Origin of the sequence: Streptomyces humicola, assembly GCF_024436035.1 — a bacterium.
In the GTDB taxonomy this organism is placed as follows: Bacteria; Actinomycetota; Actinomycetes; order Streptomycetales; family Streptomycetaceae; genus Streptantibioticus_B; species Streptantibioticus_B humicola.
Map to the genome: position 1 here is coordinate 95,853 of NZ_JANFNG010000013.1, position 22,166 is coordinate 118,018.

16 protein-coding genes and 2 pseudogenes are annotated in these 22,166 nt (G+C 69.9%); 6 read left to right on the forward strand and 12 right to left on the reverse strand.

Translation table 11 applies throughout. The features are described from left to right. The first annotated feature begins 505 nt into the window (after window positions 1-505). A complete protein-coding gene (locus NGB36_RS18085) occupies window positions 506-1,228 on the forward strand; it encodes a DUF1275 family protein (protein WP_255921352.1) in 723 nt (240 codons plus the stop codon). Between the two features lie 60 nt (window positions 1,229-1,288). On the opposite strand, the gene NGB36_RS18090 is transcribed toward NGB36_RS18085, so the two are convergent. The 5 genes from NGB36_RS18090 to NGB36_RS18110 all read right to left on the reverse strand — a co-directional run bounded on the left by NGB36_RS18090 (window position 1,289) and on the right by NGB36_RS18110 (window position 5,739). Further along, window positions 1,289-1,582 (reverse strand): hypothetical protein, encoded by a 294-nt coding sequence (locus tag NGB36_RS18090; RefSeq protein ID WP_255921353.1) that lies wholly within the window; start codon window positions 1,580-1,582, stop codon window positions 1,289-1,291. Window positions 1,583-1,609: 27 nt separating this feature from the next. Continuing rightward, window positions 1,610-2,425 carry a family 1 encapsulin nanocompartment shell protein gene (locus NGB36_RS18095; RefSeq protein ID WP_255921354.1) on the reverse strand — a complete coding sequence of 272 codons (816 nt, stop codon included), beginning with the start codon at window positions 2,423-2,425 and terminating at the stop codon, window positions 1,610-1,612. Then, complete coding sequence (locus NGB36_RS18100; RefSeq protein ID WP_255921355.1) at window positions 2,406-2,963, reverse strand: Dyp-type peroxidase domain-containing protein; 558 nt, start codon at window positions 2,961-2,963, stop codon at window positions 2,406-2,408. Before NGB36_RS18100 ends, NGB36_RS18095 begins: the two co-directional genes overlap by 20 nt. A gap of 480 nt (window positions 2,964-3,443) precedes the next feature. After that, window positions 3,444-5,591 (reverse strand): RNA polymerase recycling motor ATPase HelR, encoded by a 2,148-nt coding sequence (helR, locus tag NGB36_RS18105; RefSeq protein ID WP_255921356.1) that lies wholly within the window; start codon window positions 5,589-5,591, stop codon window positions 3,444-3,446. A 4-nt stretch (window positions 5,592-5,595) separates the two neighbouring features. Continuing rightward, window positions 5,596-5,739 carry a hypothetical protein gene (locus tag NGB36_RS18110; RefSeq protein WP_255921406.1) on the reverse strand — a complete coding sequence of 48 codons (144 nt, stop codon included), beginning with the start codon at window positions 5,737-5,739 and terminating at the stop codon, window positions 5,596-5,598. A 381-nt stretch (window positions 5,740-6,120) separates the two neighbouring features. Here NGB36_RS18110 and NGB36_RS18115 point away from each other — a divergent pair. Continuing rightward, window positions 6,121-6,372 (forward strand): annotated as a pseudogene (locus NGB36_RS18115) (hypothetical protein); the annotation flags it as partial. Here the strand turns inward: NGB36_RS18115 and NGB36_RS18120 are convergent. Continuing rightward, window positions 6,311-6,997, reverse strand: a complete 687-nt coding sequence (locus NGB36_RS18120) for a TetR/AcrR family transcriptional regulator (protein ID WP_255921357.1) — start codon at window positions 6,995-6,997, stop codon at window positions 6,311-6,313. The pseudogene NGB36_RS18115 and the gene NGB36_RS18120 sit on opposite strands and share 62 nt — an antisense overlap. 228 nt (window positions 6,998-7,225) lie before the next feature. Here NGB36_RS18120 and NGB36_RS18125 point away from each other — a divergent pair, with 228 nt between their 5' ends. After that, a complete protein-coding gene (locus NGB36_RS18125) occupies window positions 7,226-8,002 on the forward strand; it encodes an SDR family NAD(P)-dependent oxidoreductase (protein ID WP_255921358.1) in 777 nt (258 codons plus the stop codon). 306 nt (window positions 8,003-8,308) lie between these two features. Here the strand turns inward: NGB36_RS18125 and NGB36_RS18130 are convergent, their stop codons facing one another. Then, entirely contained in the window at window positions 8,309-8,878 is a 570-nt protein-coding gene (locus NGB36_RS18130; protein WP_255921359.1) for a DinB family protein, read from the reverse strand. A 357-nt stretch (window positions 8,879-9,235) separates the two neighbouring features. On the opposite strand from NGB36_RS18130, the gene NGB36_RS18135 reads away from it, so the two are divergent. Further along, window positions 9,236-10,789 (forward strand): DUF8769 domain-containing protein, encoded by a 1,554-nt coding sequence (locus tag NGB36_RS18135; protein ID WP_255921360.1) that lies wholly within the window; start codon window positions 9,236-9,238, stop codon window positions 10,787-10,789. Between the two features lie 538 nt (window positions 10,790-11,327). Here the strand turns inward: NGB36_RS18135 and NGB36_RS18140 are convergent. Both NGB36_RS18140 and NGB36_RS18145 read right to left on the reverse strand, forming a co-directional pair. Beyond that, window positions 11,328-14,138 carry a glycoside hydrolase family 3 C-terminal domain-containing protein gene (locus NGB36_RS18140; protein ID WP_255921361.1) on the reverse strand — a complete coding sequence of 937 codons (2,811 nt, stop codon included), beginning with the start codon at window positions 14,136-14,138 and terminating at the stop codon, window positions 11,328-11,330. A gap of 381 nt (window positions 14,139-14,519) precedes the next feature. Beyond that, window positions 14,520-14,963, reverse strand: coding sequence for a GtrA family protein (locus NGB36_RS18145; protein WP_255921362.1), 444 nt, complete (start codon window positions 14,961-14,963; stop codon window positions 14,520-14,522). A gap of 361 nt (window positions 14,964-15,324) precedes the next feature. Here NGB36_RS18145 and NGB36_RS18150 point away from each other — a divergent pair, with 361 nt between their 5' ends. Beyond that, window positions 15,325-16,611 carry a molybdopterin-dependent oxidoreductase gene (locus tag NGB36_RS18150; protein ID WP_255921363.1) on the forward strand — a complete coding sequence of 429 codons (1,287 nt, stop codon included), beginning with the start codon at window positions 15,325-15,327 and terminating at the stop codon, window positions 16,609-16,611. Between the two features lie 2 nt (window positions 16,612-16,613). Beyond that, window positions 16,614-17,117: a hypothetical protein gene (locus tag NGB36_RS18155; RefSeq protein WP_255921364.1), complete on the forward strand. Its 504-nt coding sequence runs from the start codon at window positions 16,614-16,616 to the stop codon at window positions 17,115-17,117. 125 nt (window positions 17,118-17,242) lie between these two features. Here the strand turns inward: NGB36_RS18155 and NGB36_RS33820 are convergent. The 3 genes and pseudogenes from NGB36_RS33820 to NGB36_RS18170 all read right to left on the reverse strand — a co-directional run bounded on the left by NGB36_RS33820 (window position 17,243) and on the right by NGB36_RS18170 (window position 22,102). Beyond that, window positions 17,243-17,889 (reverse strand): annotated as a pseudogene (locus NGB36_RS33820) (TetR/AcrR family transcriptional regulator). A 350-nt stretch (window positions 17,890-18,239) separates the two neighbouring features. Further along, window positions 18,240-19,178: an ABC transporter permease gene (locus NGB36_RS18165; protein WP_255921365.1), complete on the reverse strand. Its 939-nt coding sequence runs from the start codon at window positions 19,176-19,178 to the stop codon at window positions 18,240-18,242. Then, window positions 19,175-22,102, reverse strand: coding sequence for an alpha/beta fold hydrolase (locus tag NGB36_RS18170; RefSeq protein ID WP_255921366.1), 2,928 nt, complete (start codon window positions 22,100-22,102; stop codon window positions 19,175-19,177). The genes NGB36_RS18165 and NGB36_RS18170 overlap by 4 nt, the downstream gene beginning before the upstream one ends. Between the last annotated feature and the right edge of the window lie 64 nt (window positions 22,103-22,166).

The following is a 22,166-nucleotide window of genomic DNA, read 5'->3' on the forward strand; positions in this document are numbered from 1 at the left end:
GGTTCATCAGCAGCTCATCAGCAGAGCTCCGTTGCGTACGGCAATCGTCCACCAACATCGACGCGCCGCAGGCTGCCATCGCCCGCTGTTCGCTCTCCTGGCCGACAACTCCGGTCGGCCGAGAAGCTGCGGCGGTGCGGCCGGGGCCGATCCCTGCTGGTTGTATCGCGTGCTGCGCTCGCCGACGCCGTGTTGTGCCACTGATGGTCGGAGCGGCGCAGGGCGGTGGAACGTCCCAGCGCCGACCCTACGGTGCCACGGACCTGTGGCCGCGTCTCAGTACCGGCCGCACGCGCAGGTCGGCGGTTCGCACGGCGGGGACGGCAGCACGGGCCTGTCCATCGTCGCCCAACTCGCCCAGAACTGGGGCGTCCGCTGCACCGCCACGGCGTGTTCCGCCACAGCCACCACGTCCTCGGTGCGAACGTCGCATTTCACCCAGTCCTGCCTCCGGTCGAGTATCCGACCGATTACGCTCGGTGGCCGACGATGGGAAGGGGCTGCGGTGGAGCCTCGTAGGGAGTTGGGCGGTGGCCCGGCGACGGTGACGCGTGTCGCGGTGGTGGTGCTGGTGGCCGCGTCCGGATCGGTGGAGGCCATCTCGTTCACCGCGCTCGACCATGTCTTCGCCGGCGTCATGACGAGCAATCTGGCGTTGCTGGGCATGGCGATCGGCCGGGCCCGCGGTACGGATGTCGCCGCGGCGCTCCTGGCGCTGGCGGGGTTCGGCGCGGGCGCGGCGGTGGTTGCCTGGGTGACCCACGGTCGAGCCGAATCCGGCGTGACCTGGCCGCCGCGCGTGATGTTCTGCCTGGCGGGTGAGGCGGTGCTGCTGGCGGTGGGCGCGGGAGTTTGGGCCGCCTCGGGCGGCGCGCCCGGTGAGATGGCCAGGGATGCGTTGCAGTGCGGGGCGGCGGCGGCGATGGGCGGACAGGCGGCGGCGATGGTCGCGGCCGGCCGGGCCGCCGCCCCCACGACGTACCTGACGGGCACGCTTGCCACGTACATCGTGCGCGGCCTGGGCAGCGCCTCGGCGCGGCCCGATGGGTGGGTGCCGGCCAGGCTGGGGGCACTGATTGCTGGTGCTGCGGCGGCCATGACTTTGCGCCGGGCCGCACCAACGTGGGCCGGCGTGCTCCCCTTCGCGCTCGTCACGGCCGCCATGCTGATCGCTGCGGGGCCGCTCCTGGTACCACGGTCGGCGCCGGACGGTCCGTCCGAGGGTTAGCAGGGCTGCTGCCTTTGCGGGCAGCTGATGTGACGGGTCGAAGGGCCTCGGCACGACCGCTCACGTTGTGCCGGTTGTGCCGGTCGCGATGGCCTGCTCGGCCGCGTCGCGCAGGACGGCGGCGCTGCGGGTCAGCGCCTCGCGCTCGTCCGCGGTCATGGCGGGCTCGTGCATCTGCTGGACGCCACCGGCGCCCGGGAACAGCGGCGCGGCATAGCGCATGTCGGCAGCAACGCCCGCGGCGCGATGGGTGTTGTCGATCACCACGATCTGACGGCACATTCCCCCGCGTTCGACCAAGGACAGCACCGCCGCGGCTCCCACCGCGCCCACGCCGACAACGCCGACCTTCACTTCCATCACCTCCGGCTGCGGTGGTCGTCAGGCGGCGGACGGCGGTGCTGCCGTCAGCGTCACCACGGCTTCACTCGTGTACATGAGGAAGGTGAGCGTCTCTTCGAAGTAGAGGAGGATGCCGGTGTCGTCGTGCGACAAGTAGCCGATGGACAGGTCTTGCCCGATGCGCAGTTCGAAGTCGCCGCCCCGGGTGGAGAGCAGGAACGCCCCGTCGATGGCCGGCGCCCAGATGATCTCGCCGTCCAGAAGCCGGGCTATGTGCTTGTGAATCGGGTAGCCGTGGTCGGACGTCTCGCTGACGGCGGTGAAGGCGTCGGCGCTGAGGGCGAGCGTGTAGGCTCCGCCGACACCCGCCAGCCGCAGCGCGGTCACGGCCTGGCTGATGGCGTTGGGGTAGTCGCGCACATCGGCGGGCAGGCTCAGCGCGGGGTTCGAGGAGCTCTTGCGTATGCCGGCGATGCCTGCGGCGGCATACCCTTCGAACACCATGCGGTCCTCGGCGAACGCGATCCTCCTGGCGGCGTCCTTCACCGGCTGCCAGTCCGCGTCCTTGGCTCCGCGTGCAACGTCGTCGACCTGTCGGCGGTCGAGGGTGAACGGAACGCACAGCTCGACGATCGGCTGCGAGCGGCGGGTGTGGGCGATGACCCCCTCCGCCGGAGCGTCGACGGCGTCCAGATGACCGGTGGCGACGGCGGACAGTTCGAAACCGGTCGGGTCGGGCACGTCGACGATCCGTCGAGCGGCCACGTGGCGCCTGAAGGTGCGTCGCGCCTCGTCCTCCAAGTCGGCCCAGGCGGCTGAGGAGATGGGCGCCAGTTCACGGTGGAGGTTGTTCATCGGCGGTGCTCCTCTTCATGTCGCCGATCCGCAGGGAATCGTCCGGGTGCGGAGCGTGCGGACCGGGTGCCGTCCTGCCCGTGCCCGTGCCCGTGCCCGCGATCGCGATCGCGATCGCGGCGTCCGCGCCGGGCGGATCGGGGAGGTCCTCCAGGAAATCGGCGGCCGGTACGAAGAACAGCATGCCGGTCACTGCGGTGGAGAAGTCCAAGATCCGGTCGTGCGCGGCCGGAGGTTCACCGAGGAACATGCGCTCCAGCATCGTCTCAGTCACCGCGGGGGTGCGGGCATAGCCGATGAAGTACGTGCCGAACTCGCCGCGCCCGGCACTGCCGAATGACCCGATGCCGGCGACGCAGCTGAGCGCCCCGTTCGGCGCCCGGAAACCGACAGCCCTCTGCAACCCGGGCAGGTCAGAGAGCAACTCCCGTGCGACCGGCTCGCCGCCCGCATCGACGGTCACTACCAGGAAGACCGCCGCGGTCGTCAGCGGGGTCAGCACCGGCTGCGGAGTCGGCCCGAGGGAGGGTCCGGCCATCGCCATACCCCTTCACAGTCGTCTTCACAGTCGTCGCGAGCGGGGCACGTGGTGCAGCCGATGTCGTCAGCACCTGTCGCCGGGGCGTTCCGCACCGGGACTGTGCAGATGCGTCAGCCGACCGGGGTGGAGGGACCTTGCTGGAAACGCCCTTACAGGATAAGGCGGGCATTGCGGCACCTGCCACCGCGCCTGCCGGCGCACCGGGCCCAGGTGCGTGACGACCGCGGGCCTGTGACGGCGGCGATGCTCGAAACACGGTCAGTGACCAGAGTGGCGCGGTCCCGAGCCCACGGTCCTCGCCTAGCGCGCCGCAACGCCCGAGAGCCTGCTCACACTCGGCCGGGTCGTCGACCTCGCCACCCCCGGATCGTCATCCGTGCCCGACTCAGCCCGGCGCGGACCGCGAAGCCCAGACAGACTCCTTCGGTGGTGGTCCTCATGATCGTCGGGCGTTGATCGCGTTGCCTTGGGCCGACGTCAGGAGCTCGTGAGGATCACGAGTTGCTGGGTGGCTCGGGTCATCGCGACATAGCGGTCGACCGCTCCTTCGATGCCCTCGCCGAACGCCTGTGGGTCGATGAGGACGACCAGGTCGAACTCCAACCCCTTCGACAGCTCCGGGGTCAGCGACCGGATGCGGGATGTCGCCCGGAACGTGGGATCGCCGATGACGCAGGCGATCCCGTCGGCGTGCGCGAGGAGCCAGGTGTCGAGGATCGAGTCCAGATCCGGAACAGATCCGTGAACGACGGGGACGTCGCTGCTGCGGATGGAGGTCGGCACATTGGCGTCCGGGAGCGCGGCTCGGATGACCAGCTCGGCTTCCGCCATGACCTCTTCCGGCGTCCGGTAGTTGATGCTCAGGGAGGCCACGTTGATCCGGTCGAGCCCGATCCGCTCGAGCCGTTCCTGCCACGACTCTGTGAACCCGTGCCTGGCCTGGGCGCGGTCCCCGACAATGGTGAAGCTCCGGGACGGGCAGCGGAGCAGCAGCATGTGCCACTCTGCGTCGGTCAGTTCCTGAGCCTCGTCCACGACGATGTGCGCGAACGGGCCGGCGAGAGGTTCCGGGTCGGTGCTGGGCAGTGCGGTCTCGTCGATCAGGCTGTCCTGCAGGTCCTGTCCGCGCAGCATCGTCACCGCACCTTCACCATCGTCATCGGCCTCGAGCAGGTTGTCGATGACGTTGACCATGCGCTCGCGTTCGGCGGCGACAGCGGCGCCCAGCCGACGCTTTCGTCGCGACGTCTCCGGGTCGCCGAGCCGCTGCCGTGCTGCGTCCAGGAGCGGCAGGTCGGACACCGTCCAAGCCTGGGCGTCCTGGCGTTGCAGCTTCCGAACGTCATCGGGGCTGAGCCAGGGAGCGCACATCCGCAGGTAGGCGGGTACCGACCACAGGTCTGCGACGAGGTCAGCCGCTTCGAGCAGCGGCCACGCGCGGTTGAGGGTCCTGATCAGCTCTTTGTTGTGCAGCAGCGACCTGCGGAACAGGTCAGGCGAGACGTCGCCGTCGTGCTTGTCCATCAGGATCGTGAGCAGCTCCTCCCAGATCTGGTCACGCGCTTCGTTGTGCGGAATACCTGGTTCTGGTGCTTCGAACGCCTGGGCCCAATCGTCGGCGCTCAGCCAGATGTCGGACCAGTCGGTCGTGACCGTCATCCCCTCGGTGGGCGGCTCTTCGTAGAACCTGACGGCCGTCTCGATCGCCTTCACCATGTTCGCGGATGACTTCAGGAGGGCCACGTTCGGGTCGGTCTCGATCGCTGCTCCGGCTCCCTCGGCGACGAGGTCTCGCAGGGTGCAGGTCTGCACGCCCTCCTCTCCGAGGCTGGGGAGGACGTCGGCGACGTAGGCCAGGTAGGGCTGGTGCGGACCGACGAACAGCACGCCGCCCCGACGGTGACCGAGGCGAGGGTCGGAGTAGAGGAGGTAGGCGGAGCGGTGCAGAGCGACGACGGTCTTCCCCGTACCCGGACCGCCGTCGACGACGAGAGCGCCGTGGGATCCCGCCCGGATGATGGCGTCCTGGTCGGCCTGGATGGTGGCGAGCACGTCTCGCATTCGGGTCGACCGGTTGCTGCCCAGGCTGGCGATGAAGGCAGACTGGTCGTCGAGCGCGGCGTGCCCTTCAAGACCGTCAGCGGTGAACACTTCGTCCCAGTAGTCGCTGATCCGGCCGCGGGTCCAGCGATACCTGCGGCGGCTTGCCAGACCCATCGGGTTGGCGTGGGTCGCCGCGAAGAACGGCTCAGCCGCGGGGGAGCGCCAGTCGAGCAGCAGCCGACGACCCGCGCTGTCGGTGAGGCCAAGTCGTCCGATGTACACGGGCTCAGGGTTGTCTGCGCTGACGATGTGCCCGAGGCACAGGTCCAAACCGAAGCGACGCAAGGCGCGCAGGCGACCGGTCAGCCGGTGGATCTCCATGTCCCGGTCCATCGCCTGCCGGCCAATGCCGCCGGGCGCCTTGAGCTCGGCGTCGAGGCGGTCGGACAGTTCGGCGATCGCCTGCTCGAGGCTCTCCGCGATGGCCGCGAAGTGCTGCTCGTCGCCGGCGATCAGCCTCGGCTCGGCCTTGGGGAATAGGTGGTCGGGAAAATCAAACGCGTTGGTGGTCAGGGGGTTCATCTCATCAGCTCCGATCTGCGGTCGCTCCCGCGAAGTCCGGCGGCGCGCACACCCGCACCTCGGCGCCGAGTTCGCGCAACCGCAGCGCGAGTCCCACCACCGGCTCGACGTCACCGCACGACCTATGAACCGACAACAGCGCACGCACTTCGTGAATCTGCCATTTCCGCAGGTTCTGGCCTCGGCCAGCGATTCTGCGGCACGACCCGGGTCTTGCCGTAAGCCCCCCGGTGCGCTATAGGTTGAGAGTGGCAAGGGGTGGGGGGTACTTTCATTTACCTTCATCGTCCGCGGCTGGATGGACACGCCCTTCGCGATGCGGCGACGCGCCACGTACGGCGGTTTCGTCGGTCCAGGAGAGTCTCCCCTGGCCCTACTTGCAGCCGCGGAACAAGAAGCTCTCACCCTCTTCAGCAAGGCTGGCTCGAACGTCGTCGAGAGCGCCCGCCATTGAACGTGCCCGAGCGGCAGGTGTTGTCCGTCCCGAGGTCGCCATCTCCCACCTGCTGAAACTCGTCAGCGCCAGCTGCCTCGCGCACACGGCGCGACACCCGCTCAGGTACGGCTGGCATGGACGCTGCACCGCGGGCCACACGTACTGGCGATCCCGGGCACGTCCGGCCCCCGGCCACCTGTGAACTTCGCCGCCGGCGCTGCAGCTGTCCCAGGCCGACGCCTCCCGCCGGGCAGCGCGGGCACGCCGCGGGCCATGGCCTGGTTCAGACCTCGGTGGGGCCGGGTCCTCGATCCGTGGTTTCGGTGGTGTGCAGGTGAGCGGTGAGGTCTTCGTGCGTGGGGGGCGGGGGGAGCGGCCGGGCGGCGTGAGGGCGTAGGCCGTCGAGGAAGATGTGCAGGTGGCGAGCGGCGAGGGTGGTGGCTTGCTCGGCGGGGAGGTAGGGCAGGGGACGGCAGGCGAGCGCTCCGGTGGTGATCAGGTCCACTGCTGTGACGTCGGGACGGACTGCACCCTGGGCGCGGGCGACGGCCAGTATGTCTTCCAGGACGGCTGCGATCTGGCGTTGGAGTGTGAACGCTTCGGGGTCGTCGGTGACGGGACCGCCGATCAGGGGTAGGACGAGCATGTCCCGCTGGTCGACCAGGCGCAGCATCATCACCTCGATGGCGGCCAGTGGGTCCTGGGATGCGGTCTGCAGCGCGTCGTGAGCGGTCTGGAGTACAAGGGTGAAGCCGTCGATGACGACCTGCCGGATGAGGGCGTCGCGGTCGGGGAAGCGCCGGTAGAGCGTGGCGATGTTGACCCCCGCGCGGCGGGCGATCTCGTCGAGCGGGGCGGCGGTGCCCAATTCCCGGAAGGCAGAGCGGGCGGCGGCCAAGATCTGGGTGCGGTTGCGTGCGGCGTCTGCCCGCAATCGCGGTGCGCCGTCTCGGGATGCGCTGCGAGTCACCGTGGGGCCTTCCTCCGTCGTCTGTGCTGGTGGACGCGTCGAGGCTACGTCAGTGGTGGCCGCCTTGGGCATTAAGTGCAGGATTTCCTGCGGTTGGGGTACGCTGAAGACGTCGGATCGGGGGTACTCGGGGGACGCCTTGGGCGCGGCGGATGTCTGTGACGCCCGCTTCGGCCCTTCGCCTCGGGCGCCCCTACGTATCGCGAGAGAAGAGAAGTGGTGGCAGCCGTGCAGAGCGCACGTTTCGAAGGCAAGGCGGCAGTGGTCACCGGCGGCAGCCGGGGTATAGGCGCCGCCGTCGCAAGGCGACTGGCCGCCGAGGGTGCCTCCGTGGCGATCGGCTACAGGGGCAACAAGGAGGCGGCGGACGCACTCGTCGCCGAACTCACGGGCAACGGCAGCAGGGCGATCGCCGTACAGGCCGACGTCGCCGACCCGGAACAGACGGCCGCGATGATCGCGCGAGCGGTGGCCGAGTTCGGACGCCTGGACGCCCTCGCGTCCTGCGCCGGTATCGAGCACTTCGACGCCCTGGACAAGATCACCCCAGCCGACTTCGACCGCGTCTTCGCCGTCAACACCCGCGGGCAGCTGTTCGCCGCCCAGCATGCCGCCGCCCACATGCGGGAAGGCGGCCGGATCGTACTGACGTCCTCCGTCAGCGCCTCGCGGGCGATCTTCGCCCATACCCTGTACGCCGCGAGCAAGGGAGCGGTGGAGTCGATGGTGCTGAACCTGTCCGCGGAACTCGGGCAGAAGGGGATCACCATCAACGCGATCGCCCCCGGCGGTACGGCCACCGACATGGCCGCCGAGTACGGAGCCAGCTATCAGCACCCGGAGCAGGTCGGCAAGATCTCACTGACCGAGTGGCTCAACGTCCAGGTCGCCCTCAAGCGGCTCGCGGAGCCGTCCGAGGTGGCCGCCGGGTACGCCTTCCTCGCCTCCGACGACGCGGCCTACATGACCGGCCGCACCCTCCAGGTCGATGGCGGGATGTTCTAGCCCACCCCTGGGCATCGAACCCGCCGGCACCGCTCGTCGCCCGTGGGCTTGGCAGTCCGCCCTCCCGTGGGGGCGGACTGCTGTCCTTCAGATCCATGCGGCTCAGAGCCGGTTGCAGGCGGGCCTGCGCGGGGATCTGCCGGGTGCCCGACCCCTTCCCTGGCGCATGTATCCTGACCCGCGCTGATTCGATGGTCGGTTGTCAACGCCTGTCATCGTTGATTCGCCTCGGACGGCCAACCGACGGCCCCAAGCCCGGCCGTGCTGCGACGATACGTCCTCACCGCACGTCCTCACCGCACCGGGTCAGCCCATGCTCTTGGCGCCGTCCAGGGACTCGCGGATGATATCGGCATGGCCTGCGTGCTGGGCGGTCTCGGCGATGATGTGCATCAGCACCCGGCGGGCCGACCAGCGCGCGCCAGGCTCGAACCACGGGGCCTTGGGTAGCGGCTGGGGGGCGTCCAGATCGGGCAGGCCGGCGACCAACTCATCGGTCAGGCGCGCGACCTCGGCGTAGTCGGCCAGCACACCGGCCAGCGTCTCGCCGGGCAGCATCCGGAACTCGTCGGCCCGCCGGGCCCAATCGGCCTCCGTCATGCTGGTGAAGTCGCCCATCGCCGATGGGCCGTCCAGGATGAACCGCACCCAGTTCCGCTCGGCCGCCGCGACGTGCTTGATCAGGCCGCCCAGGCACAGCTCGCTGGCAGTGGTCGGACGCCCGGCCTGCTCGTCGGTGAGGTCGCGGGTGGTGAAGCGCAGGAAGTGCCGGTGCTTGGCGAGCACCTCCAGGAGGTCGGCGCGCTCGCCGGTGGTGGCCGGCGCGTCGGCCAGGTCGTGGGTGGCAAGCTCGTTGACGGTCACGGTCTCGCTCATGGTCGCTGCCTTCCGTAGTTCCTGTTCCGCCGGGCAAGGAGCACGCTAGGGGCAACAGCGGTCAGTTTCTGACCTCAATGGCAAAAGAATCGAGCCGCACGGGCTCGCCTGCTCACAAGGCACGCCAACCGTCGTCGGCCGTTCGTCCACACCCAGCCCACGCCCACGGTCGGCTTCCCCCGGGCCTTCCACGAGGAGTTCACCCTCGCACCCGCCGACTCGTTGTCCTACCGCTACCGAATCCTGATCGCCGATAGCGTCTGGAGTCGGAGCGTATCGAGGAGCATCGGTACGCACTGCCGCGGTAAGCCCACGGTCACCGTCAGCCGTACACGCACCGCAACCCCAGGAAGGTGCATGGAAGTGGAGCGACGCGAGAGGTCCATGCGGGAGGAGAGCGCGGGTGGCATGGTGGATCCGCTTCCTGGCGCTCTGCGCCGGCGCATGTCCTCCACCGCCCGGCACCTCATCACTTCCACGACGACGTGGATGGACACCCTCTGGGACCCCAAGGTGCATCTGCTGCGCGCACCGGTCAGTTATCCGGACTGGTCGCACATGGTCCGCGAGACCTCCTGGTACGCCCTCGGGTTGCTCACCCGCGGTGCTCCGGGAGACCTTGAGCGAGCCCTGCAGGCACTGGAGACCGTCCTCGACCACCAGTTCGACAGATCCGGCGCCGTCCATCACGGCACCTGGCGCCATTATCCTGACGAGCCGGAACCCGGCCCCACCGCCGAGGAATGGTGCGACTACGACCCGAACTGGCGCGAGTTCATCGGCTGCGCGCTTCTGCTCATCCTGCACGAGTTCGAGCCTTCGCTGCCGGCTTCCGCGATCGACCGGATCGATCGTGCCCTCGCCCTCGCTGCTGAGGGGGCGCTGATCCGGGCGGTCGCGCCGAGCTACACCAACATCGCTCTGATGGGCGCCTACCTGTTCGACGCCGCCGGACACCGACAGACCAACCACCAGCTGCGCACCGCCGGTGAGCGACTGGCCCGCCAGGTACACGATCTATGGGTCCGCACATCGACCTTTCCTGAGTTCAACGCGCCCACCTACTACGGAGTGGACCTCTTCGCCCTCGCCCTGTGGCGCGCCTGCGCACCGTCACAGGCGCTGCGGCGCCTCGGTGTGCAGATGGAACAGCAGCTGTGGCACCAGATCGCAGACCGGTATCACCCGGACCTGCGCACCATCGTCGGACCGTACGACCGTACCTACGGCATGGATATGCGGCGGTACCCGGCCCTGACCGGCCTGTGGATCGCGCTGGTGACCGGCAGCGAACGCGCCCCCCTGCCACCTGCAGGACCCTGCGCGGGTCCACAGGCACACGACTGGTGCTTCGCCCCCTGCTTCGCTCTGCTCGGCGCCATGCCACCGGTCGGCGCTGTCGCCCGGCTCAACGCCTTGACCGGACCACACCACGTGACGACGGTCATCGAGGAAGCCCCGCGCAGGACCGCGACCTCGTGGCTGGGGCCCCGTCACATGATCGGGGCGCAGGACGCCGGCGGTACGAAGAGCCGCGCGGGAGAGCAGTACTGCCCGGTGACCGTCCACTGGGCCGCCCCGGGTACGGGCGACGACGTGTACTGGCTGCGCGCGGCGGCGGGCACGGCCGTGGACGCCGACGTCGACACCTCAGGCGTCCTACGGCTCGCCCCGCTCCACGCCGATGGCGAGCGGACCAGCCTCACCTTCGAGGCCTACACGCCTCACGCAGAGCAACTCACCCCGGACCACTGGCAGCTGCCCGGCATGACGGTACGGCTCAGCGCGGAACAGCACCTGCGGGTCACCAGCACCGATTCCGGCGGCCGTCTGCGGATCACGGTCTCGCCGGCCACCGCGGACACCAGCAGCCCGCTGTACTTGATCCTCCGCTTCGCCCCCCACGACTGACGGCAAGGAGACCGCACGGAACGCCGCCCGGGGGACACTGCGCGGCGTCCGTACCCGGTGCCGGGTCACCGTCACCGAGCTGGCCTGGACACCCGGACGGGTTGCGTCCAAGCCCTTCTGCGCCCCGACGTCGACGTCACCGTCGCCATCCACGTGGGCCTGGACAGCACGCGCGCCTCCATCTCCTTGAGGCAGCGCGTCGGCCGGGACACGACCTTCGAAGCGGCGATCCCCCAGCTCCCGGACCGTTGAAGGGAGCGCAGCTTCACGATCCGGCTGCCACACGCAGCCTCGGATGACCGGTCGGATGACCGACAGGTGCCGCTCGCGGTCGTGCTGCACGGCAACCAGCCTGACGCCGGCGGATGGATCGTGCGCGAGTGGACCAGCTTCGACGAGCAAGCGGATACACCTGCGTGTGGTTGGCATTCGACGACATGAGATGTCTTCGCCGACCTTGAGAAGCAGGAAGGGATGGAGAGCCGACCCCTGGCGCGCGGTCCCGCGGTCGGGGGTGCGGGACCGCGCGGTCACTGGGTCAGGGCAGGGTCCACTGCTGGTTGGCCTGGCCGGTGCAGTCCCAGATCTGGGTCTGGGCGCCGTCGGTGGTGGACCAATTGGTGTCGTCCAGGCACTTGCCCGACTGCGGGTTCACCAGGGCGCCGTTGGATTGGGGTTGCCAGACCTGCGCGCCGGTGCCGTTGCAGTCGTAGATCTGCACCCTGGTGCCGTCGGCGGTGCCGCCGCCGGCGACGTCCAGGCACTTGCCGTCCGCGCGGACGGTGCCGTCGGGCTCCTGGGTCCACTGCTGGCCGTTGGTGCCGTTGCAGGTGTAGATCTGCACCCGTGTGCTGTTGGTGTTGTTGTCGTCGGCCAGGTCCAGGCACTTGCCGTTGGCGTTGGTCAGCGGGGTGGTCGGCACGCCGGAGCCGGACGGCGCGACGGTCCAGGTGAAGCTGGTCGTGTCGAACGCGCCGGAGCGGTCCCGCGCGGTGACGGCCACCGTGCTGGTCCCGGCCGTGGTGGGTGTTCCGGTGATGGCGCCGGTGGTCGGCGAGATCGAGGTTCCGGCGGGCAGCCCGGTGGCCGAGTAGGTGAGGGTCTGCCCGCCGGTGGTGTCTTTCGTGCTGACCGGGAGGGAGACCGCGGTGCCGGCGATGCCCTCCTGCGGGCCCGGGTTGGTGACGGAGACGGTCGGGCCGAGCTGCGCGGAGGTGACGGCGAGGGTGCCGGTCAGCGGGAGGTCGCGTTCGGAGTCCCCGACCGAGATTGTGTAGGTGCCGGTACTGGTCGCCCAGCCGTTGGCACTGGAGTCCCAGTACTGCAAGTTGCGCTGGGTCAGCGGGAAGTCGACGGTCTTGCTCTGGCCGGGTTGCAGGTCGACCCGGGTGAAGCCCTCAAGCTGTTTGGGCGGCTCGCCGGACGCGGCCGGGGCGGTGACGTAGAGCTGCGCGACGTCGGCGCCCTCGCGGGACCCGGTGTTCGTCACCGTCGCCGTGATGGTGGCCCTGCCGCCCTTGACCAGCGGACTGACGGAGAGGTTGCTGAAGGAGAAGGTGGTGTAGGACAGACCGTAGCCGAACGGGAAGAGCGGCATGAGGCCCTGGCTGTCGTACCAGCGGTAGCCGACGTTCAGCCCTTCGGAGTACTGCACGGTTCCGTTCTGGCCGGGCCACTGCGCGGCGCCCTGGGCGGGAACCTGGGAGAGCGAGGTGGGGAAGGTGACCGGCAGGTGCCCGGACGGGTCGACGTCGCCGAACAGGACCGAGGCGATCGCGTTGCCGTCCTCCTGGCCGGGGTACCAGGCCTCGAGCGCGCCCTTGACCGAGGAGAGCCAGGGCATGGTGACCGCGGAGCCGGTGTTGAGCACTACGACCGTGTTCGGGTTCGCGGCGGCGACCGCGGAGATCAGGGAGTTCTCCGAGCTGGGCAGGTCGATGCTGCTCAGGTCGCTGCCTTCTGATTCGTAGTCGCTGACGAAGACCACTGCGACGGAGGACGAGGCGGCCAGGGAGGCGGCCGAGGTGGTGTCTGAGCCGTCGTTGTAGCTGACCTTGGTGCCGCTGCCGGCGCGCGCGGTGATGCCCTGCAGCGGGGTCACGGTGCCGCTGGAGTTGACGCCGGCGCTGCCGCCGCCGGCGGTCTGCGGGCTGGTCGAGGCGTCGGCGCCGATGACCGCGATCGACTGGGTGGACGATCCGAGGGGAAGCACGGTGCCGCTGTCCTTCAGCAGCACCGTGCCCTCCTCGGACAGTTGCCTGGCGTCCGTGACGTGGGCAGCGCTGGTGGCGTTCTGTGCGGGTGAGCCCGAGGGTGCCTCGTCGAACAGGCCGAAGGCGAACATCTCGGCCAGCACCTGGGAGGTGAGCGAGTCCAGCGTGGCCTTGGAGACCGAACCGGAAGAGACCGCGCTCGCCAGGGCGCTGCCGTAGAACCCGTCGTTGCCCGGCATGTCCTGGTTCAACCCGGCGTTGGCCGAGTCCGCGGTGGCGTGGGTCGCGCCCCAGTCGGAGGTGACGAAGCCGGTGAAGCCGAACTGCTGACGCAGCGTCGAGGTCAGGATCGTCGGGTTCTGGCAGGCCGCGGTGCCGTTGATCGTGCTGTAGGAGCACATCACCGAGGATGCGGCGCCCTGCTGTACGGCGTCCTGGAAGGCGGGCAGGTAAATCTCCTGCAGGGCACGGCTGCTGACGATCGCGTTGTCCGAGGGGGTGTTGCGGTTCGTCTCCTGGTTGTAGACGGCCAGATGCTTGACCTGCGCCAGGTTCCCGGTGGACTGCACCCCCTGGATGTCGGCCGCGCCGAGGGTGCCGTTGAGGTACGGGTCCTCGCCGACGGACTCAAAAGCGCGTCCCCAGCGGGGGTCGCGCACGATGTTGATGGTCGGACCGAGGTCGATCGTGCTGCCTTTGGACATCTGCTCGGAGCCGATCACCTGGCCGTAGCGCTGCTCGGCGGAGGTGTCCCAGCTCGCAGCGACATCCACCGGGGCGGGCAGTTGCGTGACGCCGGTCATGCCGTCGCCGACGCCCGCCGGGCCGTCCTCCAGATTGAGCGCGGGAATGCACAGCGAGCCGATGGCTGGAGTGAAGCCGACGTAGCTCGACCCCGACGCGCCGGTGAGCAGAGTCACCTCCTGCGATACCGACATCTTCGCGAGCACCTGGCTGACCCGCTGCGGGATCGGGGCACTGGAGCCGACCCAGGGACACGCGGCCGAGCCAGTGGAGGCTGCCGCCGCGGGCGGGGCGCCGGAGAAGGTCGAGAGCAGCGAGACGGATGCGGTGGCCAGAGCGACCGTAGCGATCCGTATTCGTCTGGGCAACGACCGGATCGGGGATGGGCGCACGATGCCTCCTGACGGGTTCGGGCACGGGGGGATGGGTGAGGTGGACCGGGGGTGAGCGATGAGCGGCCGTCGAGCAGCAGCGCGGGCTTCTTTGATCAAGCAGTGATGGACACAGGCGCCCCCCGGTACGGCGGTTCATTGATGAACCGAATGCAGGAGCCGGTCTTGCTCGCGTGCTGCTTGAAACTAACTACGTGACAGATGCACGTCAATACATCGGGCATTGGTTACTTACGGCCATTCACTCGTACTTCTGGATGAGTTGGGGAACCGGCACGAGTTGAGCCGACGGCCACGCAAGCTACAAGAGTTGAAGGCGGATCATGAAGCGGCACCTCTCGGGAGCCGCGAGCAGCATGCTGGGCACGCGGCGCGAGGGCCTCAGCGGTTGCGGCGTCGGAAGACGACCAGCCGCAGGACGATGAAGCGCACCACGGTCACGAGGGCGAAAGCGGGAGCCAGCACCAGCGTCTCGGCCGCCGGTGAGGCCGTGGGCCGGTAGTGACGGAAGAGCAGGACCGCACCCGAGGTGATCACGTACGCCAGGACGAACAGACCACCCGCCGCCAGATGGGCCTGGACGGCCCGGACCGGAGACCCGCGAAAGGTCAGCCGGCGGTTGGCCTCCGTGTTGAGGACGGTGACGACGAGGAGGGAGGCAAGATTGGCCAGCACGGGTGGCGACCAGTGCCTCATTACCCAGTACAGCAGGGCCTGGCCCACCGTGGAGGCGACGCCGATCACGACGAACCAGCCGACCTCGCTCGTCAGCGCGGAGCGGCCGGGCCGGGCGGAGGCGTTGTGCCGTGCGCGGAAACGTCGCACCCCACCATCATGAGGCCACGCCGCGGGGGACCCGTCGAGCCGCGCGGAACACCGGTTCGGCCGTTCGGCTGGCGACAGACACCCGCATGCATGCCGGACGCGGACAGCCGACCAGAGCTGTGCCAGCGTGTAGGTGTCCACTTGCCCGGCACTGAGCATGCCATGGCGGCCGCCCCTTCGAGGCGCGGCGCGGGGACGGAGGAGACGGCTGATGCACAGTGGCGGACCGCCGCCGGGCTCGGGTTCACCCAGCGGGTCCGAGCCCCCGGGAGTGGACGACGGGCATGCGCGACGGCGTCTGGAGCGCATTCGCGCCGGTATGGCGGCTCGGGCCGCCAGGGCCGCCGCTCGCATCCGGGCCATGGCGCAGCGGATCGGCCGGACGCCTCCGCCTCCGGGGCCGTTCCGTCCCGGGTTCTGGCGCAGTCCGATCCGCGGGCCCTGGTTGACGTCGGTGTTCGGCCTGCTGCTGCTGGTCGGCATCCCGGTGCTCTTCGTCACCGGGATGCTCTCGTACGCCGCATACAACCCCGATCTGGGTCCGCTCAACGACCAGACGCCGGACAAAGGCCTGCTGGGCTTCTACCTCTTCGACTGGCCCACCCATCCGTACTGGCTGTACCGGCTGACCCAGGGTGTGCACGTGACGCTCGGCGTGGTCCTCGTGCCCGTGCTGCTGGCCAAGTTGTGGTCGGTGATCCCGAAGCTGTTCGAGTGGCTGCCGGTCCGCACCGTCGCCCACGGGCTGGAGCGGCTGTCCCTGCTGATGCTGGTCGGCGGGGTCATCTTCGAGTTCGTGACCGGCATCCTCAACGTCCAGCTGTACTACGTGTTCCCGGGCTCCTTCTACACCCTGCATTTCTACGGCGCCTGGGTGTTCATCGCCGCCTTCGTCGTCCACGTATGCCTCAGGCTCGGCCGGATGACGCGTGCCCTTCGTTCCCGCAGCCTGGCCACCGAACTGCGCACCGACCTCGCCCATACCCGGCCCGAGCCGGCCGATCCCGACGGCTTGGTGCCGATTGCACCCGCGCCGCCGACGATGACCCGTCGTGGCGCGGTGGGCGTGGTGGGGGCGGGCTCCGTGCTCCTCCTCGTGGTCACCGCGGGACAGAGCATCGGCGGTTGGCTGCGGAGCACGGCCCTTCTCGCGCCGCACAACCGCGACCCGGGCAGCGGCCCGAACGGGTTCCAGATCAACAAGACGGCGGCGTCCGTCGGCGTGCTGCCGGCGCATGTCGGGCCGAACTGGCGGCTGGAGGTCCATGGCAACGGGCCGACGCTGGTCCTCACCCGCGAGCAGCTCCTCGCGATGCGCCAGCACGCCGCCGTACTGCCGATCGCTTGCGTGGAGGGATGGTCCACCCCTGACCAGCATTGGAGCGGCCTGCGGCTGGCCGACCTCGGCGCCATGGCCGGACTGCCCGACGCCGGAAGCGTCCTGGTGGAATCGGTCCAACCACCCGGCCCCTACAGCTCGGTCGTGCTGCGGGGCAACCAGATCCACGACCCCCGATCGCTGCTAGCTCTGCGCGTCAACGGCGCGGACCTCTCGCTCGACCACGGCTACCCGGCCCGCATCATCGTCCCGGCCAACCCCGGCGTGAACAACACCAAGTGGGTGCACCGGCTCACCTTCAGGACGTGACCATGGCACGCTTCGTCCGCTGGTACGGCTCCGGTCCGCTGCACCTTCTCGTCCTGATCTGCTCGTTCGCCCTCACCGGCTACGCCCTGGTGCGCCTGTTCGCCCTCCGCCCGCTCGACGTGGCGATCTGGTTCGTCGGCGCGGCGATCCTGCACGACTTGATCCTGCTGCCCCTGTACTCGCTCGCCGACCTGTCGGCCCATGCCGTTCTGCGGCATCGCGCCACCCGCGTGCCCCAGCCGCCGTGGATCAACTACCTGCGCGTCCCCACCTTCCTCTCCGGTGTTCTCCTGCTCGTCTGGTTCCCCCTCATCTTCGATCTGTCGGTCCCCTACCCGGGTGCCGCCCGGTTGCCCGAAGGTGTCTACCTCGGCCGATGGCTGGTGATCACGGGTGTGCTCTTCGGCATCTCAGCCCTGGCCCTCGCCCTCAAAATGCGGCGCGTCCGGCGGGCCGCCCGCGCCGACGAGGAACGGCCCGCACGAGGCCGCGACGCCTCACCGTGACGACCGCCGAGGACGCGCCGCCCCACCGACGCCATCAACCGGGCGACCCGGGCAGCCGCCGCAGCTGGAACCGGCGGCGCGCCCGCCGGCGGCACCGTCTACTTCACGGCCGGCACCTACGCCAGCTACTCGATCCGCCTGCAGGCATTGTCGGGCTGTACCTCGCCGAGAACGCCACCGTCCTCGCGGCCACACCCGCGTGCGGCCGCGGCTACGACCCGGCGGAGCCGGGGGCGGGCAACGACTACCAGGACTTCGCCCACAGCCACCGGCACAACAGCCTCATCTGGGGCCAGAACCCGGACAACGTCACCATCCACGGCCCCGGCACGATTGACGGCAGAGGACTGGTCAGCGGCAACAGCCAGGAGACCGCTCCCCTGCGCCCGGGCCACCGGGCGGGTCCTGCGGCCGAACGAGTCTGCGGCGGCGGCCCTGGTGGATTCGGCGGAGTCCGCGCAGTCCACCGTAGCCGCGGCGACCGGGCAGCCCGATGCGAACCCGACCGTCTCGAATTCCTCGGTCCGCTGGTGGACCATTGCGGCGAACAGCCGGCTCGGTGACGGCTCGGAGATCTCGGCGAGGAACCGGGCCACGCGGTTGCCGGCGTAGCGACCGGCCCAGTCCACGGCCTCGCTGACGAGTTGCTGCTTGCCGCCCGGGAAGTAGTGCTGCAGCGATCCTCGTGGCGCCTGCGCGTGGGCCACAACGTCGCGCATCCCCGTCGCGGTGACCCCGTCACGCCGGATGAGCTAGCTGCGCTGAAGACCATGCGCTGGCGCGGTCTCCGTTCGGATCCCGCCACCTCGGCCGCCGCGAGGGGGCTGCGACCCGGCTCGCGGGCGTCAGGCACACGACGGACGCCGACCAGAGAGGGGCGACCGGACAGGGTGGTTCGCAGTGGACGTAGGCTTCGTGGGCCTCGGTGTCATGGCCCGAACGGATGGTGCTCGCGGCCGCTGATCGCTACCGGTCGGGGAGAGCCGCGGTCGGGGAGAGCGGCGGTCGGGGAGAGCCGCGGTCCGAAGACGGCAGGCGCAGCGGTTTCGTTCGCGGCACGCTACCGACCGACGGGACGGATCCGTCGGCGTCGTCGGTGGCCTCCGGGTCGCGCTGTACGCCTCAGGAGACGACATCCTTGGTCCGGAATCCGCGGTACGCCAGGGCGAGGAAGACAACGGCGTACGAGAGCGAGATCGAGACGCCCTTGGCCATGCCGGCCCATTCCGCGGTGGGTTGGAGGACATCGATCCACGCATACAGTCCGTGGGTCGGCAGGATCTCGCGGATCCCTCCCAACGCGGTGATCTGGTCAAGGATGTTCGACAGGATCACCAGCCCGACCGCTCCGCCGACCGCACCGAGTGGTGCGTCGGTGACCGTCGACAGCCAGAGCCCCAGCCCTGCCACCGCCCATTGGCTGACGAAGACGTAGAGCGCGATGATTGCGAAGTCCTGAGCCGCACTCGCCGCGGGCAGCGTGCCGCCGGTCGGCACCTGCAGGTCTCCCCACCCGTAGGCGACCGTGCCGACTCCCAGGGCCACGGCGGGCAACACCAGCACGGCCACCGCGCTGAAAGCGAAGGCGACCAGGGCCTTGCTGGTCAACAACCGCGCCCGCGGGACGGGCGCGGCGAGCAGGTACCGCAGCGAGGACCAGCCCGCCTCGGAGGCCACCGTGTCGCCGAAGAACAGCGCCACGGGCAGGGTGAGCAGGAAGCCGCAGGAGACGAAGAGGACAGCGAATGCGAAGTTGAGCCCGGAGAAGGTCGCCGTATCGATCATCGACGGTACGTTTTCCCGGCCGCGCGGCGTCCCGCCGATCGCGAACGCCGCCCAGATGATCAACGGCAGGAGGGTCACCACAGCGAATGTGATCAGCGTTCTGCGGCGCCGCAGTTGCCGCTCCGCCTCCACCCGAAGCGGCAACGTGCCGTGCGGTCGGTAGCCGGGTGCCGCACCGGAGCCACGCACCGGTGCGGACGGCGCGGACGGAGCGGACGGGCCGGGGAAGCCGGTCTCTTCCGTCGGCCCGGGGGTGCCTGTGGTGTCGGTGGTCATGCCGGGCCTCCGATCAGGGTCAAGAACGCTTCCTCGAGCCGTCGGTGCGGGCCGAACCGCTCCACCGGCACGTCGAGGCGCAGCAGTTCTGCAAGGAGATCCGGCACGCCCAGCCCGTCGAGCCGCACGAGCAGCCCGTCGGCGGCAGGAGATGCCGCCGCGATGCCGGGGTGTGCGGACAGCCGGGCAGCGGCGTCCTCGAGTGCGGCGTCGGAGATGCGCGTGACGCCGACGAACAGGGTGTCCCCGCTGCCGACGATCTCGTCGACCGGCCCAGCCGCGATGAGCTGCCCCTTGTCCATCACCACCAGGTGGGTGCAGCTCTGTTCGACCTCTGAGAGCAGATGGCTTGAGACGATCACCGTCCGGCCGGTCGCGGCGTACCGCGCGACCACCGTGCGCATCTCGCGGATCTGCGGCGGATCGAGCCCGTTGGTCGGTTCGTCGAGGATCAGAAGATCGGGCAGACCGAGCATGGCCTGGGCGATCGCCAGGCGCTGCCGCATGCCCTGGGAGTACGTGCGCACGGCGCGGTCCAGGGCCTCGCCCAGCCCCGCGATCTCCAAGGCCTCGGCGACGTGGGCGTCCTGCGCCGGGCGGCCGGTGGCCCGCCAGTACAGGTCGAGGTTGGCGCGTCCGGTGAGGTGCGGCAGGAAGCCCGGCCCCTCGACGAACGCGCCCACCCGCGACAGCACGGGCGCGCCCGCTGCGACCGGCTGCCCGAAGATCCGGATCTCACCCTCGTCGGGGCGGATGAGTCCCATGAGCATCCGCATGGTGGTCGTCTTGCCCGCGCCATTGGGACCGAGCAGCCCCAGTACCCGTCCCGGCCCGACGTGGAAGGAGAGATCCCGCACCGCGTACCGGTCGGCGGAGCCGTGGTAGCGCTTGGACACCCCGATGATCTCCAACGGCAGCGGGGACGGAGCGGCCGCAGAACCGGCCTCAGAACCGGCCGGAGGCCCGATCGGCGATCCGGCCGCAGATCCGGGGCCGGACGTTCCGGGATCCGCAGATCTGGGATCCGGGGATGCGGCGGCCGCCAGTCCGGCCGTTGACCGGTGACGGCTCGTTCGCTCCGCCGTGCGCTTGCGCCCGGCAAACAGCAGCAGCGTGGCCGCGGCGAGCGCCGCGACGGGCAGCGCCCAGGTCCAGGCGGGAATGTCCGCCTGCGCCGTGGTGAGTGCGGGCACCAGGGGAACGGCCAGCCCGCTGCCGGCACCGGCCCCGCCCGCCAGCGACAGCCGGTACGTGGCAGGCGCGGTGGGGGAGGAGTACGAAAGATCGGTGCTGGCGAGAACCAGCCGCATCCGATGCCCTGCCGCGAACGCGTGGTCGATCGCGGGCAGGGTGACCGTCACCGTCCGGCCGCCGCCGCCCGCGCCGGTGACCCGCAACGGTGCGACCAGCTGGTGCGGAAGCGTCTCGCTGCCGTTCGGTCCGACGTCGTACACCTTGGCGAAGAGCACCGCTTCACCGTCCGGGGCATCCGAACCCACGGTGACCCGCACCTGCGGCGCCCCCGTCACCGTCACGGCGGACGTCAGCGGAGCCGAGTCGAAGACGGCGTGCTGCCCGGGAAAATCCAGCGAAAGGCCCGGCGTCAACCCCTGCCCCAGGCTGGACAGCTGGGAGAGCGCGCCGATGCCGGGAACCGACGAGATCGCAGGCGGCGAACCGCCCGCGGGATTGGACACCGTCTGCGGCCGCCCGTACAGCGGGATCCTGCGCTCGTCGGTGCCGAGCAGCCCCGGGTAGCGGCCGTCGGAGGCGCCGTGCTCCACCGGCTGCCCGGTGGTGGTGTCCACTCCTCCCGAACGCGTCACCCTGAACGCCGGGCCGGTGTTCGTCCGTTCGCCCTTGAGATACCGGTCGAACCATGCCTGGACCCGCGCCTGGACGCGCGCGTCTTCCTGATCCCCGCCGTCGTGGCCGCCCGAGCTCCAGTCCACCGACACCGGCGCACCGTTGGCGGCGATCGTACGCGCCATCGCATCGCCCTGGTCGAGCGGGAAGAGCGAGTCGTTCTGTCCCTGCACGATCAGCGTCGGGACCTTGATCCGGTTGCCGACCGACGAGGGGCTGGACTCCTCGAGCAACTTGACGGTCTCGGGATCCGCACGCCCCGAGACGGCGGCCCGTTCGTACACGGCGCACAATTCGGCGGTGAACCGGCAGCCGCCTGTGCTCCCCGTGCTCCCTGTGCTCCCCGCGCTCCCCGCGGATCCGGGCGCCGGGCTCGTCCCGGTCGATCCGGTGGTGAAGAAGATCCCGGCCCACAGCTTCTTGAAGACCCCCGACCCGGCCGGCTGCCCCTGCGCATGCTGCGGGAAGAGCGCGTCGACCAGGTCCCACCACGTGATCTGCGGTGCGATCGCGTCGACCCGCTTGTCGTACGCAGCGGCGAGCAGCGCGATCGCCCCGCCGTACGAGGCACCTGCGATACCGACCCGCGGATCGTCGGGCCCGTCGAGTTGCACCTCCGGCCGGTGCCCCAGCCAATCGATCAGCCGCCGCACGTCGGCGACCTCGCGGTCGGGCGAGTCGAGTCCGATCTGCCCGGTCGACCTGCCGAACCCCCGCGCCGACCAGGTGAGCACGGCATAGCCGTCACGCGCCAGCGCCTCCGCTTCCCCCGTCATGTCGTCCTTGCTGCCCCCGAAACCGTGCGCCAGCATCACCGCGGGCCGCCGCCCCGGCGGACCCGAGGTGAAAAACGACGTGTCAATGCGGACGTCCTGGCCGCTCCCCGGCGTCTCCGGCATGGAGAACACGTGGTTCTCTCGGTGCACGGTGGCTGGGCCGTCGGCGATCGCCAGCGACGTCGCACCGCCCCCAGCGAGCACGACGAGCGCGGCCGCGCCCGCCGCGAGCCGTCGTCTCGTACGCCAGAACCGGAGCGTGCGGCGGGCGGCCAGGTGCATGCGATGGTCCTCGGGTCCGTAGGACGGTTGAAGGATGAAGCGCACCTAGTCTGCCTCGCGGTGA

What these genes read in the sequence shown, in the direction of transcription:
- NGB36_RS18095 (WP_255921354.1), bottom strand. Translation starts at nt 2,425, where the DNA reads ATGAACAACCTCCACCGTGAACTGGCGCCCATCTCCTCAGCCGCCTGG.
- NGB36_RS18100 (WP_255921355.1), bottom strand. Translation starts at nt 2,963, where the DNA reads ATGGCCGGACCCTCCCTCGGGCCGACTCCGCAGCCGGTGCTGACCCCG.
- helR (WP_255921356.1), bottom strand. Translation starts at nt 5,591, where the DNA reads ATGAACCCCCTGACCACCAACGCGTTTGATTTTCCCGACCACCTATTC.
- NGB36_RS18130 (WP_255921359.1), bottom strand. Translation starts at nt 8,878, where the DNA reads ATGAGCGAGACCGTGACCGTCAACGAGCTTGCCACCCACGACCTGGCC.
- NGB36_RS18135 (WP_255921360.1), top strand. Translation starts at nt 9,236, where the DNA reads ATGGAAGTGGAGCGACGCGAGAGGTCCATGCGGGAGGAGAGCGCGGGT.
- NGB36_RS18150 (WP_255921363.1), top strand. Translation starts at nt 15,325, where the DNA reads ATGGCGCAGCGGATCGGCCGGACGCCTCCGCCTCCGGGGCCGTTCCGT.
- NGB36_RS18155 (WP_255921364.1), top strand. Translation starts at nt 16,614, where the DNA reads ATGGCACGCTTCGTCCGCTGGTACGGCTCCGGTCCGCTGCACCTTCTC.
- NGB36_RS18165 (WP_255921365.1), bottom strand. Translation starts at nt 19,178, where the DNA reads ATGACCACCGACACCACAGGCACCCCCGGGCCGACGGAAGAGACCGGC.
- NGB36_RS18170 (WP_255921366.1), bottom strand. Translation starts at nt 22,102, where the DNA reads ATGCACCTGGCCGCCCGCCGCACGCTCCGGTTCTGGCGTACGAGACGA.